Source organism: Synechococcus sp. CCY9201 (assembly GCF_034931105.1).
Taxonomy (GTDB): Bacteria; Cyanobacteriota; Cyanobacteriia; order PCC-6307; family Cyanobiaceae; genus CBW1002.
Window position 1 is genome coordinate 68,759 of the sequence record NZ_JAYGIC010000028.1, and the last position, 14,337, is coordinate 83,095.

13 protein-coding genes are annotated in these 14,337 nt (G+C 66.6%); 11 read left to right on the forward strand and 2 right to left on the reverse strand.

Going from position 1 to position 14,337, the window contains the following annotated elements:
* Window positions 1–12: 12 nt before the first annotated feature.
* Window positions 13–1,314, reverse strand: coding sequence for a pitrilysin family protein (locus VB716_RS02740; protein ID WP_322756967.1), 1,302 nt, complete (start codon window positions 1,312–1,314; stop codon window positions 13–15).
* Window positions 1,314–2,609, reverse strand: coding sequence for a pitrilysin family protein (locus VB716_RS02745; protein WP_323269655.1), 1,296 nt, complete (start codon window positions 2,607–2,609; stop codon window positions 1,314–1,316). Before VB716_RS02745 ends, VB716_RS02740 begins: the two co-directional genes overlap by 1 nt.
* 70 nt (window positions 2,610–2,679) lie before the next feature.
* Here VB716_RS02745 and VB716_RS02750 point away from each other — a divergent pair, with 70 nt between their 5' ends.
* The 11 genes from VB716_RS02750 (at window position 2,680) to VB716_RS02800 (ending at window position 14,322) form a co-directional block, all read left to right on the forward strand.
* Window positions 2,680–3,420 (forward strand): phycocyanobilin:ferredoxin oxidoreductase, encoded by a 741-nt coding sequence (locus VB716_RS02750; RefSeq protein WP_323269656.1) that lies wholly within the window; start codon window positions 2,680–2,682, stop codon window positions 3,418–3,420.
* Entirely contained in the window at window positions 3,417–4,337 is a 921-nt protein-coding gene (locus VB716_RS02755) for an HlyD family efflux transporter periplasmic adaptor subunit (RefSeq protein WP_323269657.1), read from the forward strand. Before VB716_RS02750 ends, VB716_RS02755 begins: the two co-directional genes overlap by 4 nt.
* Before the next feature lie 10 nt (window positions 4,338–4,347).
* Window positions 4,348–5,535: an ABC transporter permease DevC gene (devC, locus tag VB716_RS02760; RefSeq protein WP_197159260.1), complete on the forward strand. Its 1,188-nt coding sequence runs from the start codon at window positions 4,348–4,350 to the stop codon at window positions 5,533–5,535.
* A 77-nt stretch (window positions 5,536–5,612) separates the two neighbouring features.
* Complete coding sequence (locus VB716_RS02765) at window positions 5,613–6,365, forward strand: DevA family ABC transporter ATP-binding protein (protein ID WP_197155390.1); 753 nt, start codon at window positions 5,613–5,615, stop codon at window positions 6,363–6,365.
* 114 nt (window positions 6,366–6,479) lie between these two features.
* A complete protein-coding gene (locus VB716_RS02770) occupies window positions 6,480–6,635 on the forward strand; it encodes a hypothetical protein (protein WP_011293689.1) in 156 nt (51 codons plus the stop codon).
* A gap of 178 nt (window positions 6,636–6,813) precedes the next feature.
* On the forward strand, window positions 6,814–7,737 hold the full coding sequence (locus VB716_RS02775; protein WP_197170189.1) for a glycosyltransferase family 2 protein: 924 nt from the start codon (window positions 6,814–6,816) through the stop codon (window positions 7,735–7,737).
* A gap of 179 nt (window positions 7,738–7,916) precedes the next feature.
* Entirely contained in the window at window positions 7,917–8,633 is a 717-nt protein-coding gene (rpsB, locus tag VB716_RS02780) for a 30S ribosomal protein S2 (protein WP_197155394.1), read from the forward strand.
* Between the two features lie 247 nt (window positions 8,634–8,880).
* A complete protein-coding gene (gene tsf / locus VB716_RS02785; RefSeq protein ID WP_197155396.1) occupies window positions 8,881–9,543 on the forward strand; it encodes a translation elongation factor Ts in 663 nt (220 codons plus the stop codon).
* Window positions 9,544–9,568: 25 nt separating this feature from the next.
* The gene (locus VB716_RS02790; protein ID WP_197155398.1) at window positions 9,569–11,038 is read left to right on the forward strand and encodes a hypothetical protein; all 1,470 of its coding nucleotides are present in this window, start codon (window positions 9,569–9,571) and stop codon (window positions 11,036–11,038) included.
* 47 nt (window positions 11,039–11,085) lie between these two features.
* Window positions 11,086–13,539 carry an ATP-dependent DNA helicase RecG gene (recG, locus tag VB716_RS02795; protein WP_323269658.1) on the forward strand — a complete coding sequence of 818 codons (2,454 nt, stop codon included), beginning with the start codon at window positions 11,086–11,088 and terminating at the stop codon, window positions 13,537–13,539.
* 39 nt (window positions 13,540–13,578) lie between these two features.
* On the forward strand, window positions 13,579–14,322 hold the full coding sequence (locus tag VB716_RS02800; RefSeq protein WP_323247995.1) for a M15 family metallopeptidase: 744 nt from the start codon (window positions 13,579–13,581) through the stop codon (window positions 14,320–14,322).
* Window positions 14,323–14,337: the final 15 nt, after the last annotated feature.

Sequence of the window (14,337 nt, forward strand, 5' to 3'; positions counted from 1 at the left end):
AAGGCGACACCGTCAGGTCGATAACGGGTGGGCTGTCCAGACGGCTGCGGCTCCTTCCAACGCCGCGGTCGGTCCACAGAGGCTGAGGTGAGGGCGGCGCAGGCAACGCTGTGCCGCTGCCTGAAGGGCTGCACCATCGAACTGGCCGGCTCGCTCCAGGGCCTGGTCCACGTAATCCGTGGGAAGTCCATGGCCCAACACCAGGGCCAGACGGTCGGCGATCTGGCCGCAGGTCTGCCGGCCCATGGCGTCCTGACCACGGAACTTGGCCAGGGCCAGCTCCAGTTCCTCAGCGTCCAGCGGGTGCTCCAGCAGTCGCTGCCATTCGTCCAGCAGCGAGCGGCAGGCATCGGCGGCGCGATCGGCCGACGTGGAGAGGTGGAACACGAACGGGGCGGCGCCGCGGCGGGCGGGCAGGTGGACACCCACGTCGTAGGCCAGCCCCTGCTCTTCGCGCATCACGACGAACAGGCGGCTGGACATCCCCATGCCCAGATGGCTGTGCAGCAGCCGCAGGGCCAGACCATCCTGTTCGCCCAGGGGCACGGTGGCTGCACCGAGCATCAGCACCATCTGTTCGGTGTCCTGGGAACAGAGGGCCAGGCGCTCCCCCGGCCGCCCCAGGGGACCAGTCCCCTTCAACGGCGCCTGGCTGCTCCAGGGTGACGCCTCCAGGCTGCGCTGCAGAAGCGTGATCAACGACTGAGGCACATCACCGCAGAGCACCAGCACGGCGCCGTGCGCCCCGAGGGTCTGGCGCAGCGGATCCAGGGCCTCCAGCTCCAGGCCCTGCAGGTCCGCCTCGAGCCCCAGGGGGTCATGACCGTAGGGCCCGTTCCCATAAAGCTGCTGGCGTAGACGGTCGTGGCAGAGCTGGAACGGATCCTCCTTCTGGCGCTGCAGGGCCTGCAGATTGAGCTGCCGCTCCAGCTCAAACTGATCGGCCCGCAGCCAGGGGCTCTGCACCATGGTCAGCAGCAGCGGCAGGAGCAGATCGGCATCCTCCCTGGCGCATTTGAGGCTCAGCAGCAGGTTGTCTTCGGAGGCCTCGCAGCGGAGCGCGGCGCCGCATCCCTCCACCAGATCGGCGAGGGCCTCCGGACCCAGGTCGCCGCAGCCGCGGGTCATCAGGCCAGCCAGGATCTGGTGGGCACCGCAGGCTCCCGCTGGATCGAGGCTGCTGCCTCCCCGGATCCAGAGCCGTGCCGACAGGATTGCCGGCCCGGGGCGATGGACCACCGCAAGGGGCAGGCCGCCTGGTAGCAGCATGGTCTCCGGCGTGGTGCGGAACAAAGACAACGTCGCGAGGGGCATCAGGCGGGAACGGCCTCCAGCACGCAGGCCAGGGCTGGATCAAACAGGGGCAGCATGCTCCGCTGCAGGCGAGCGGGGCTCCAGGCCTCGAGCAGCTGCAGGGGTTGCTCGAGAGGAGCATGGCGGCCCCAGAGCCCATTGGCGCCGATCAGTCCGGCTACCCCACCAGCGGCTTCGAGCCCGAATCGATAGGCATGCGCCACCAGGCGCCGACTTCGCTGCCACTCGGCCTCCGGCAGGGCCGTCTCGCCGAGCTCCTGCCACACCTGGGCGATCACCCGGCGCACTTCCGGCAGATCCTCGGGCTCGCACACCGCTTCCAGCAGCGCCAGGCTGCCGCACTCGAGCACGTGCAAGTCGAGATCGACGCTCTCAACGATCCGCAGATCTTCCCGCAACCGATCCACCAGCCGGCTGCGACGCCCCTCCGCCAGGGCGGTGGTGAGCAGGTCGGCGCCCATCACGGCCTCCTGCTCAACGGCCGCGGGCAGGGCCCAGGCCATCAGCAGGCGGGCAGCTTCCAGCCTGGGGATGGCGAGACGGTGGACTCCAGGGCGGAGACGCAGGGCCGGCGGCGAGGGTGGATCGCTGCTGGCGTCGAGCTCGGCCAGGGCACTGCCGATCAGCCGATCGAACCGCTGGTCCGCGGCCAGGGGACCCGTCTCCAGGCAGCCGCTGAGGGCCAGGATGCAACGGTCTGCCCCATAGAGCCGCCGCTGGAACTCGCCCATCACAGCGGGCGTGTGCTGCAGCAGGGCGTCGCGGCGGCCCAGGATCGGCAATCCATAGGGGTGATCCGGGCAGGCCAGAGCGAGCAGGCGCTGCATGGCGATCTCCTCGGGCTGGTCTTCGCTCTGGGCCAGTTCCTCCAGCACCACCTGGCGCTCCATGGCGAAGGCCTCCTCCTCCAGGCGAGGGCGTAGCACCAGATCCAGCAGCAGATCGAGGGCCTGATCGGCCGCGTCTGGTGGAATCAGCACGTGATAGTGCACGTCATCGAAGCCGGTGGCGGCATTGCTGCTGCCACCCAGGGCCTCGATGCGCCGGTCAAACTCACCGGCCTCGAGGTGGGCACTGCCCTTGAACACCATGTGCTCGAGAAAGTGGGCCACACCGCTCTCCTGCGGAGCCTCCCAGGCACTGCCGGCCCGGCACCAGAGGTTGAGGCAGATGAGCGGCGCGTCCGGCAGGGACAGGCTGACCACCGGAGCCCCGTTGGCGAGATGGTCGAGCTGAGGGGGCGCCAGCTCCGGCAGCAGCAGCGGCGACGCCCCCTGGGGCACGGCAACGGGCACGGTGGCAGAAGCATGGCAGGATCTGCATTCTGCTGCTGCCACCGGCGGCACGCGCCCGTCCCTGCCGCCCATGCCCACCACTGAGGCCCAGCGCGCCGAGGGTGTCCATCCCCTGGTGGATGCTCTGGCCGAGAGAATCCGCCAGCAATGGGCGCTCCTGCCGGAGCTGGCCCCGCTGGCGGTGGACCCAGCCCTGGAGGCCATCACCGGCAGCCTCGATGGCGAGCACCTGTTCATCCGCAACGAGCTGCGTCAGTGCCGAGGATTGCGCAAGCTGCACCTGGAAACGGCACGGTTAGGGGCCGGCCTTCAGATTCTCCACTGCGTCTTCTTTCCGGATCCTCGCTACGACCTGCCCGTCTTCGGCGCCGACATCGTGGCGGGGCGCGGCGGAGTGTCGGCCGCCATCGTGGATCTATCTCCGGTGCGTGGGGATCTCCCTGAAGGAATCGATGCAGCCCTGGAGGGGCGAGAACGCCACACCTATGAAGGCGAACGGGAACTACCCCCGTGGGGCTCGATCTTTTCCCGGCACGTGCGCTTCGTGAGGCCGGCCAATCCCCAGGAAGAGGAGTGGTTCATCGAGGAGGTGGCCTGTTTCCTGCAGATCCTGGGCGAGGCGATCAGGGGCACCGAACCGCAATCCAGCCAACATCCGAATACGATCAAGCGCTGGGCTGGTCAGCTCCACTATTGCAAGCAGCAGAAACAAAACGACAAGACCAGGCGGGTCCTGGAGAAAGCCTTCAACCCCGAATGGGCCGACCGCTACATCGAGGAGCTGCTGTTCGACGACCCGGCGCCGCTTTGAGTCTCGGAGGGCTCCACTCCCGCCCCCTGGTCCTGGGTCTTGGCCTGCTGGTGCTGGTGCTCGGCGGAGTGATCCTGTTGCGACAACGGTCCACGCCTCCGGCCCGACCTGCTCCGGCCCCTGCGAGTGCCACGACCCAGACGCTGGAGGCGGTCTCCGCCCTGGGCCGGCTTGAGCCGGACGGTGATGTGCGCAAGCTGGCCGAACCGATGAACGGCATGGGGGGCAGCCCACGCATCCAAACCCTGCTGGTCGAGGAAGGCGATTTGGTGCGGCGCCAACAGGTGCTGGCCACCTTCGACAGCCGCCCGGGCCTGCTGGCTCAGAAGAATGTGCTCATCACCCGGATCAACAGTCTCCAGAATCAACTGGTGCTGCTGGAGCGGGAAACCAGCCGCTACCGCCGCCTCGCCAGCGCCGGAGCCACCGCCACTGGTGATCTGGAGGTGAGGGAGATCAAGCTGCTCGAACTGAAAGGCAATCTCGACGAGGCCCGATCGGAGCTGCGCCGGGTCGAAACCGACCTGGTGGACAGTGAACTCAGGGCCCCGATCGATGGCACCGTGCTGCACATCTGGACCCGGGCGGGCGAGCGTCCGGGGGCGAACGGCATTCTCGAGCTTGGCGGTGGCACTGGTATGGAAGCCATTGCCGAGGTCTACGAGAGCGATATCGACCGGATCAGGCTGGGGCAGAAGGTGCGGATCACCAGCGAAAACGGCGGGTTCAGTGGCAGCCTGGCCGGCCGCGTGATCCGGATCAGCCCGCAGGTGCGCCAGCGGGATGTGCTCTCCACCGACCCCACCGGCGATGCCGATGCCCGGGTGGTGGAGGTTCGTCTGGCGATTGATCCAGCCGATATGGAACGGGTGCGTCGCCTCGCCGGCCTCAAGATCGTCACCCGCTTCGAGAGCTGAGGTGGATCGGATGCAACCCCTGGCGGCACTGGCTTCGCTGTGGTCGTCCAGGCGCATTCCGATGTCCTGGCTGCTGCTCACCCGTCAGCCGGCCCGGTTGGCCGTGGCCCTGGCGGGCATCTGCTTCGCCGGCATCCTGATGTTCATGCAGTTCGGCTTCCGCGACGGACTGTTCGATGCCAGTGTCACGATCCACAAGCTCTTCGATACCGACCTGGTGCTGCTGAGCCCCCGCTCCAGCAGTTCGGTGAGCATGGCGGGCTTCCCTCGGCGCCGGTTGGTTCAGACCCTGGCCGATCCGGATGTGGCCGGGATCACCCCGGTGCACTGGAGCCTGCTGCTCTGGCGCAATCCCCAGACCCGGGCCACCCGCTCCCTGCTCACCCTGGGCTTCGAGCCCGACGACCCCCTGTTCACCGATCCCAGCCTGGCTGCCAAGAGCCAGGTGCTGACCCAGCGGGGTCGGGTGCTGTTCGATGAGCTGTCCCGGCCAGAATTCGGCCCTGTGGCCGAATGGTTCCGCCAGGGCCGGCTGGTCGAGAGTGAAATCTCCGGCAAACGGGTGCGGGTGGCGGGGCTGGTGGCCCTGGGAACCTCGTTCGGCGCCGATGGCAATCTGCTGACCAGCAGCGAGACCTATCTCAGCCTTCTGCCCGAAACGCCACCCGGCAGCATCGAAGTCGGTCTGATCCGCCTGCGACCGGGAGCCGACCCCGCAGCTGTGCAGCGTCGCCTGGAGGCGGCCCTGCCGCAGGACGTGCGCGTCTACACCAAGCAGGGCTTCATCAACTTCGAGATGAACTACTGGCGCGACAGCACCTCGATCGGCTTCATCTTCACCCTCGGTGCGGCAATGGGCTTCATCGTGGGCTGTGTGATCGTCTACCAGATCCTTTATTCCGACGTCAGTGATCACCTGCCCGAATACGCCACCTTGATGGCCATGGGCTACCGCCTCTCCACCCTGCTGGGCGTGGTGGCGCGTGAAGGCTTCTTTCTGGCGATCCTCGGCTACCTGCCGGCCTACGCCGCCGGCGAAGGCCTCTACGTGCTGGTACGCAACGCCACCAACCTGCCGGTGGGCATGGACACGCCTCGTGCGGTGCTGGTCTTCGGCCTGATCCTGGTGATGTGCATGGGCTCAGCGGCCCTGGCCATGCGCCGGTTGGCCGATGCCGATCCAGCTGAAATCTTCTGATGCTCTTCTCTGAATCTCTGTTCTGAATCTCTCTTCAGGACCTCCTTTCATACCGCTTCCGTTCCCCTTCCCCGGCCATGTCCGTCGACCCTCTTGCCACCGCGAATGCGCCCCAGCAGGGCGGCCCCAGCGTGGCGCTGCGGGGCCTGAGCCACTGGTACGGAAGCGGCGCCATGGAACGGCAGGTGCTGCAGGGGATCGATCTGGAGATTCATCCCGGCGAGGTGGTCTTGCTCACAGGACCATCCGGCTGCGGCAAGACCACCCTGCTCACCCTGGTGGGGGCCTTGCGCCAGGTGCAGGAGGGATCGGTGCGGGTGCTCGGCCAGGAGCTGCTCGACTCCAACAGGCGCCAGCGTCAGCGGCTTCGCCGTCAGATCGGCATGATCTTCCAGGGGCACAACCTGCTGGGCTTCCTCAGCGCTGAGCAGAACGTGCAGATGGGCTCCGACCTGCTCCCCGGTCTCGGCTATCGCGCCCGCCGCGACCAGGCCCGTGAATGGCTGCGGGCCGTGGGCCTGGGCGATCACCTCGGCAAGCTGCCCCACGATCTGTCCGGTGGCCAGAAGCAGCGCGTGGCGATCGCGCGTGCCCTGGCTTCCCATCCGCGCCTGCTGCTGGCCGACGAGCCCACCGCCGCCCTTGACAGCCGCAGTGGGCGTGAAGTGGTGGAGCTGCTGCGGGGGCTGGCCCGGGAGCAGGGCTGCGCGGTGCTGATGGTGACCCATGATCCCCGCATCCTCGATGTGGCGGATCGTCTGGTGCGGATGGAGGATGGCTGCCTGCAGGAGCAGGCAGATCCACGGCCGCTGGTGAATGCCACGGCCTGAGCCAGGTCTGGAGCGGGGTGTTGGGCTGGGCGGTGTTTCGGGAATCCCCAGCCGGACGCTGTCTGACGATTGGCTAGGGTTGAAGTTCAGTCATTTCCACTTACCGCAGGCCGTATGTCCAAGCGCAGGAATCTCAAGAAGGAAAAACAGGAACGCAATCGCGCTTACGCGCGCAAGTTCAAGAAGCGCAAGCTGCGCAACGATGGCCGCGGTGAAGGGGCCGGCAATGGCGTGACCGGCACGGCCAACAACGGCGGCGCTGCTGATTGAGTCCAGCTTCTTGCTGGGCCCGGAGAGTCAAGGATCCTGCGGGATCCTTTTTTTTCGCCCCACTGTTGTCCCGGCGCCCGACCGACCGCCTCGTCATCACCGGCGCGCCCCTTGCTCTGCGCCTTGCTGCTGCCTCTGCTTCTGCAGACCCGCAGCCTGTACCCCCTCCTGATCGGCCATGTTTCTGAGCGTCGTCATCCCCACCTACAACCGCCTGCCGATCCTGCGGAAATGCCTGCTGGCACTGGAGGCTCAGCAGCTGGCAGCGCCGGTTGAGGATTTCGAGGTGGTGCTGGTCGACGACGGCTCCACCGACGACACCGTCACCTGGCTTGAGCAGCAGGCCGATCTGCTTCCCCATGTGCGCCTGATCCGCCAGGAACACGGAGGCCCGGCCGAAGGGCGCAACCGCGGTGTCGATCATGCCCACGGCGATGTGATCGTGTTCATCGACAGCGATCTGGTGGTGCTGCCCGACTTCCTCTGCTGCCATGCCCGCGCCCTGCAGCGCAGCTGGCAGAGCCGCGGCGACAAGCTCTGCTTCACCTATGGCGCCGTGATCAACACCGCCAACTTCGAGGAACCCACCAGCGAACCGCACAAGCTCAACGACCACTCCTGGGCCTACTTCGCCACCGGCAACGTGGCGATCGATCGGGAGCTGCTGGAGCGCGCCGGCCTGTTCGACACCAGCTTTCGCCTCTACGGCTGGGAGGATCTGGAGCTGGGGGAACGACTGCGCAGGCTTGGTGTGGTGCTGGTCCGTTGTCCTGAAGCCGCCGGCTATCACTGGCATCCGCCCCTGAGCCTTGAGCAGATCCCTGATCTGATCCGGGTCGAACGCGAGCGGGCCAAGATGGGGCTGGTGTTCTTCCGCAAGCACCCCACCCGGCGGGTGCGCTTCATCATCCAGTACACCTGGCTGCATCGCGCCCTCTGGGAGCTGCTCACGCTGGGTGGTCTGCTCAATGAACGCAGCCTCAGACCTCTGCTGGCCTGGCTGATTCGCCATGGCAAGGCAGGGCTGGCGATGGAGCTGCTGCGGCTGCCGCTCAACCGCATCGGCGTTCGGGCGCTGTATGGGGAAGCGCGCCAGGCCTGAGGGGCTGTGGAGCCAGCAACACCATTTGATACGGTGTCTGGGTCCTATTCACCGCACACCTGTCCGTTTCGGGTGATCGGGCATGACGTTGCCAATCCCTCCTTCCAGGGTAGTTGGCGTCTTTCAGTCGTGCCAACGGATCCCAGGCAGGTGGAGGCCAACCCGAAACTTCCCGATTCATGGCTGTTGTCACCCTTTCCGAAATGATGGAGGCGGGTGCCCACTTTGGGCACCAGACCCGCCGCTGGAATCCCAAGATGTCGCGCTACATCTATTGCGCGCGCAACGGGGTCCATATCATCGATCTCGTGCAGACTGCCGTCTGCATGAACAATGCCTACAAGTGGGTGCGTAATGCCGCCCGCAGCGGCAAGCGTTTCCTGTTCGTGGGCACCAAGAAGCAGGCCTCCGAGGTGATCGCCATTGAGGCCACCCGCTGCGGCGCGTCCTATGTGAACCAGCGTTGGCTGGGCGGCATGCTCACCAACTGGACCACGATGCGGGCCCGCATCGACCGCCTCAAGGACCTGGAGCGCATGGAGAGCTCCGGTGCCATCGCCATGCGCCCCAAGAAAGAAGGCGCTGTCCTGCGACGTGAACTGGAGCGTCTGCAGAAGTATCTGGGTGGCCTGAAGAACATGCGCCGCCTGCCGGACGTGGTTGTTCTGGTGGACCAGCGCCGTGAGACCAACGCGGTGCTCGAGGCCCGCAAGCTGGACATCCCCCTGGTGTCGATGCTCGACACCAATTGCGATCCGGACCTCTGCGACGTGCCGATTCCCTGCAACGACGACGCCGTGCGTTCGGTGCAGCTGGTGCTCGGCCGCCTCGCCGATGCCATCAATGAAGGCCGTCACGGTGCGCAGGACCAGCGCGGTGCCGACGACGAGAGCTGAGTCGTCTCGAACAAACCCGGTTACACCATCGTCGTCTGAACTGTCCGCCCTGGTGGTGGACGCGATCCAGAGGGGGAGAGTCTGGCGACCTCTCCTCCATTCCTCATTTCTTCTTTCGAGAGACTCGGGCGCTACGCCACGCCAGTTCGCCGGTCCACCGCATTGGCGCTGGCTGGTCACACGGGTCTGCCGCGACGCCCAGGCGGCTTCAGACACTGGGCACCTTTCCTTCCTTTCCACCCCACCCATGGCTGAGATTTCAGCGAAGCTTGTCAAGGAACTGCGCGACAAGACCGGCGCAGGGATGATGGACTGCAAGAAGGCCCTGGCCGAATCCGCCGGGGACATGACCAAGGCCAGCGAGTGGCTGCGCCAGAAGGGCATTGCCAGCGCCGAAAAGAAAGCTGGCCGCACGGCCGCTGAGGGCGCCATCGGCAGCTACATCCACACGGGTGCCCGTGTTGGCGTGCTCGTGGAGGTGAACTGCGAGACCGACTTCGTCGCTCGAGGCGAAGTGTTCCAGGAACTGCTGCGCAACGTCGCCATGCAGATCGCCGCCTGCCCGGGTGTGGAATATGTCGCCGTCGACGACATTCCTGCCGAGATCGCCGAGCGCGAGAAGGCGATCGAGATGGGCCGCGATGACCTGGCGGGCAAGAAAGAGCAGATGAAGGTGAAGATCGTCGAAGGCCGCATCGGTAAGCGTCTTAAGGAGATGGCCCTGCTGGAGCAGGCCTTCATCAAGGACAACACCCTGACCGTGGCGGAACTGGTCAAGCAGGTGGCCGGCAAAGTGGGCGAAAACATCCAGGTGCGTCGCTTCACCCGCTATACCCTCGGCGAAGGAATTGAAGTCGAGCAGTCTGACTTTGCCGCCGAAGTGGCCGCCATGTCCGGCAAGGCAGCCTGAGCCGCTGATCACTCCCGACTCACCGATGTCCCTGCTCGAAGCCAGACGAACCCGTCTGGCCCTGATCGACCAGGTGAAACGTGGCAATGCCAAGCGATACAGAGCCCTGGCCCTGTATCTCCAGGTGCTGCGCGAAGGCCTGCTGAACCGGATTCAGCAGGCCTGTTTTCATCTGGCCACGCAGGTTTTTCCCCAACGCTATGCCGCTCTGCGGCCGCCCCAGCGTCTGGAACTGCATCGCCGTCTTGAGGCGCTGGTGGAACGGTGCAGCACCCTGCTCACGGTCGAGCAGCTCGCGGTTCTGGCTCACCAACAGGCCCAGCAGAAGATTGCTCGCAGTCAGCGCCAGCAGCGCCGGTTTCTGCAGTCGCTGCGTGACTCCGTCGAGGAGACGGTGCAACCTCCTGAGCGAGAGCAGCTTGAACCACTGCCTCAGGGGTCGATCCGTCTGGGACTCGATCTGCCCCTGTCCACTGATCTGTTGGCCGGCCAGGAATTGTTCACCTCCGGGTTGCCATCACCGCTGGCAGCTTCGGAAGCAGCGGCCCGTGGAGCCGTTTCCATCGATCAGCCCAGCGACGCCGAGGGGCCTGCTGATCCAGACAGCGATGTGTTTGACCTCGAGGGGCTTGATGACGGCCTCGACGACGGACTGGATGACGGCCTCGCAGAGGAGGATCTGGAGATCCCTGGGGTGGAGTCCCCCGGATCATCCGATCCAGAGTCCGAGGGCTCCCATTCGGCCTTGATGGCGGCCTTCGGGCAGTTGCTGGAGGCTTCCCTGCGTGATGGTCCCGCCGGCCTGAGTGACCAGACTCGATCCGGTCGTGTTGATCAACAGGATCAAGCTCAGTCGAATCAGTTTCGCTCGGGTCTTCCTGAATCAGCTCTGCCTGAGATTGATCAGCCTGAGACTGCCCAGGATGAGCCAGGTCAGCTTGCGCCGGACTCCACCACACAAGAGTCTCTCTGGACTCAGGGATCGTTGCCTGCGGATCCTGTGGGGCTGACGCTGTGGTTCGAGGGCATGGAGGCGGCGCTGACACGCCGGCTGCGCAATCTCTCCCATGCGATCAATGTGGAGTTGCTGCGCCTGGGGCTGATCCGCAGCCTGCTGCCTGTGAACCTGCTTGATGCGGTGCTGCAGGGCCAGGTGGATACCCTGCCAGCGGGACCCAACCTGGTACGACTGGCTCTGTCCTTCCCCGATCCAAGTGGGCAGGGCAGTCTCGAGTCGATCGCGCTGTTGTTGCGTTCGGCTGATCTCGAACTGGAGCTGCCCAGCCTGCGAACCTGCCGGCGAAGGCTGGAGCAGATGCTGCAGGAGGATCGCAGAATGGCTGAGCAGTTTCGCCGTCTGGAGCGGCGGATCCAGGTGCTGGAAGCCGAGGTTCTGTGGCTGGAGGACAACAACAGGCTGAATCCAACTCAGGAGCCATCCCCACAGGAGATCTCCCAGCGGGAAGGCTCCCCGCAGGAGCCACCGGCGAGCTGAACGCGGAGCGGTGGCTCCGGGATCTGCAACAGGCCCTGCGCCTTGAGGTGGAGCGGGGTTGTGTCGATCTGATGGGCCGTCAGCAGCGCTTCAGTGCCTTTGCGGCGGAGTGCTGGCAGGCGGTGCCGCTATCGCTCCGGACGGAGGAACGGAGCCAGGCCCGGAGTTTTGCCGAGGCCTTCGCCACCTATGGCCAGTTGAGTGTGGCCCGCCGTCAGAGCCTGGTGCGCCGCTGCCGCCAGTGGCTGCACGACTGGCAACGGAGCCGGCAACCCAGCAGCCCCGTGGCTCCACCCCGACTGCGGCTCTCCCCCGATTCCTGCCAGGCCCCGCGTCGTGGCTCCGGGCGGCTGCAGCTCGACACCCCCCTGGCAGAGATGCCCGGCGTCGGGCCGAAAACCGCCGCTCGCCTGGCGGCCCTGGGACTGCTGCTGGCCAGAGACCTGCTGCACTACTACCCACGCGACTACCTCGACTACGCCCATCTGGTGCGCATCTCCGCCCTGGAACCGGGCCGAACCGCCACGATCGTGGCCAGCGTGCGGCGCTGCCATGCCTTCAACAGCCCGCGCAACCCCAACCTCTCGATCCTGGAGCTGCATCTGCAGGACTGCACCGGTCGTCTGCGGGTCTCCCGTTTCTTTGCCGGAAAACGCTTCGCCTCGCCGGGCTGGCTGAAGGGCCAGCAGCGTCTCTATCCGCCGGGCGCTGATGTGGCTGTGAGCGGGCTGGTCAAGGACAGCCCCTACGGCCCCTGTTTCCAGGATCCGCTGATCGAGGTGCTGGAGGACCCCCGTGCCCTGGTGCGATCCGAGCAGATCGGCCGCATGGTGCCGGTCTATGGCCTCACCGAAGGGCTGGGTGCCGATCGGCTGCGTCAGATCGTGGCAGGGGTGCTCGGCCTGGCGTCGGCTCAGCCCGATCCATTGCCCCTGGCGATCCGTCAGCACCACGCGCTGATGGAACGGTCCGGCGCCCTGGTGGCGATCCACCGTCCTACCGATGCAGCCCAGCTGCAGGCGGCCCGGCGGCGTCTGGTCTTCGATGAGTTCCTGTTGCTGCAACTGGCGCTGTGCCGCCGCCGGCAGGAGTTCCGCAGTCGGATCGCACCGGTGCTGCAATCTCCGGCCGGCGGCACCACTGATGGCACGACCGGCACTGCCAGTCCAACTCCCACTCCCACATTGGTGGAGCGCTTCCTGGACCTGCTGCCCTTTCCCCTCACCGGTGCCCAGCAACGGGTCTTGAGCGAGATCCGCCGCGACCTGGCCCGCCCCCAGCCCATGGCCCGCCTGGTGCAGGGGGATGTGGGCAGCGGCAAGACCGTGGTCGCCCTGGCGGCCCTGCTGATCGCCGTCGAGGCCGGTTGCCAGGGGGTGCTGATGGCCCCGACGGAAGTGCTGGCCGAGCAGCATGTCGCCAAGATCGGTGCCTGGCTGCCGCAGCTTCATGTCAGCAGCGCCCTGCTCACCGGATCCACTCCGGCGGCGCGGCGGCGGGAGCTGCTCCAGGACCTGATCAACGGCCAGCTGCAGGTGCTGGTGGGAACGCACGCGCTCCTGGAAGACCCGGTGCAGTTCCAGCGGCTGGGTCTGGTTGTTGTGGACGAGCAGCACCGGTTCGGCGTGCGTCAGCGCAACCGTCTGCTGGCCAAGGGCCTGCAGCCCCACCTGCTCACGATGACGGCCACGCCGATTCCCCGCACCCTGGCGTTGTCGTTGCATGGCGATCTGGACGTGAGCCAGATCGACGAGCTGCCCCCCGGTCGCCAGCCGATCCGGACCCGCTGCCTGCGTGCCAGCCAGCGCCATGAGGTTCATGCCTTGATCCGGGAGCAGGTGGCCGCGGGGCAGCGCGCCTACGTGGTGCTGCCCCTGGTGGAGGAATCGGAGAAGATCGACCTGCTCTCGGCGGTGGCGGTGCACCGGCAGCTTCAGGAGGAGGTCTTCCCCGACCTGCAGGTGGGTCTGCTGCATGGCCGGCTCGGCAGCGACGACAAGCAGAGGGTGCTCACGGCCTTCGCCAACGGCGACTGCCAGGTGCTGGTCAGCACCACGGTGGTGGAAGTGGGGGTGGATGTGCCGGAGGCGAGCGTGATGGTGATCGAGCATGCCGAGCGCTTCGGACTGGCTCAGCTGCACCAGCTGCGCGGCCGCGTCGGTCGTGGCAGCGCCGCCTCCCAGTGTCTGCTGATCCATGACGGCAACAGCGCCCTGGCACGGCAGCGGCTGGAGGTGCTGGTGGGCAGCAGCGATGGCTTTGCCATTGCCGAGATGGACCTGCAGTTGCGTGGGCCCGGTGCGGTGCTCGGAACCCGGCAGTCCGGTCTGCCGGATCTGGCCCTGGCCAGCCTCACGGACGATGGCTCCGTGCTGGAGCTGGCCCGGGATGTGGCCCAGGCGTTGATCGCAGCGGATCCCAATCTGGAGCACCATCGTGGCCTGGCCGAAGCGCTGGCGGAGCAGCGGCAGCGGCAGCTGGAAGCGGCCCGCTTGAATTGAGCGGGTGGCAATTCTGCCAACCCCCTGCTTGATTCCCCGATGCTGCGTCCCTGGAGTGCCATCCCGATCGATGACGCTGGCGAGCCGCTCGAGGCGCTGCCGATGGCGCTGCTGCGGCTGGAACCCCATCCGTACCAGGTGCTTGGCGCCCCCTATGGCACGGCGGAAGGGCCCTTTCGCCTGCGTCGCGGTGTGATCGAGCGGCTGTTGCAGGCTCAGGAACAGCTGCAGCGCCACCACCCGGGCTGGAGGCTTGCCATTTTTGATGCCTGGCGGCCGGTGGCCGTCCAGAGCTTCATGGTGCGCCATACCGTGATCGAGGAGTGTGGTCGACTGGGCTTGGATCCAGCTCCGGCACTCGCCCTGGTACAGGGCGACGCAGAGGCCGACGCCATCGCCCCTGCCCAGCGGCAGGTGGTGGAGCAGGTGGGTCGCTTCTGGGCTCCACCCAGCGACGATCCGGCCACGCCACCGCCCCACAGCACCGGAGCAGCCGTGGATCTCACCCTGGCGGACTCCGCCGGAGTTCCTCTGGCGATGGGGGGCGCCATCGATGCGCTCGATGCTGTATCGGAACCCGATCACTACCGGGCCGCCGCGGAGCAAGACCCCTCGAGTGAGGCGGGCACCTGGCAGCGGCGACGCCATGGGCTACGGCAGGCGATGGAGTCGGCCGGGTTCCGGCAACACCCCAATGAGTGGTGGCACTTCAGCCACGGCGACCAGCTCTGGGCCTGGCGGCAGGGAGCTGCACAGGCCCGTTACGGGCGCTGTCTGGATTGATGGGCTGCGGCAGGC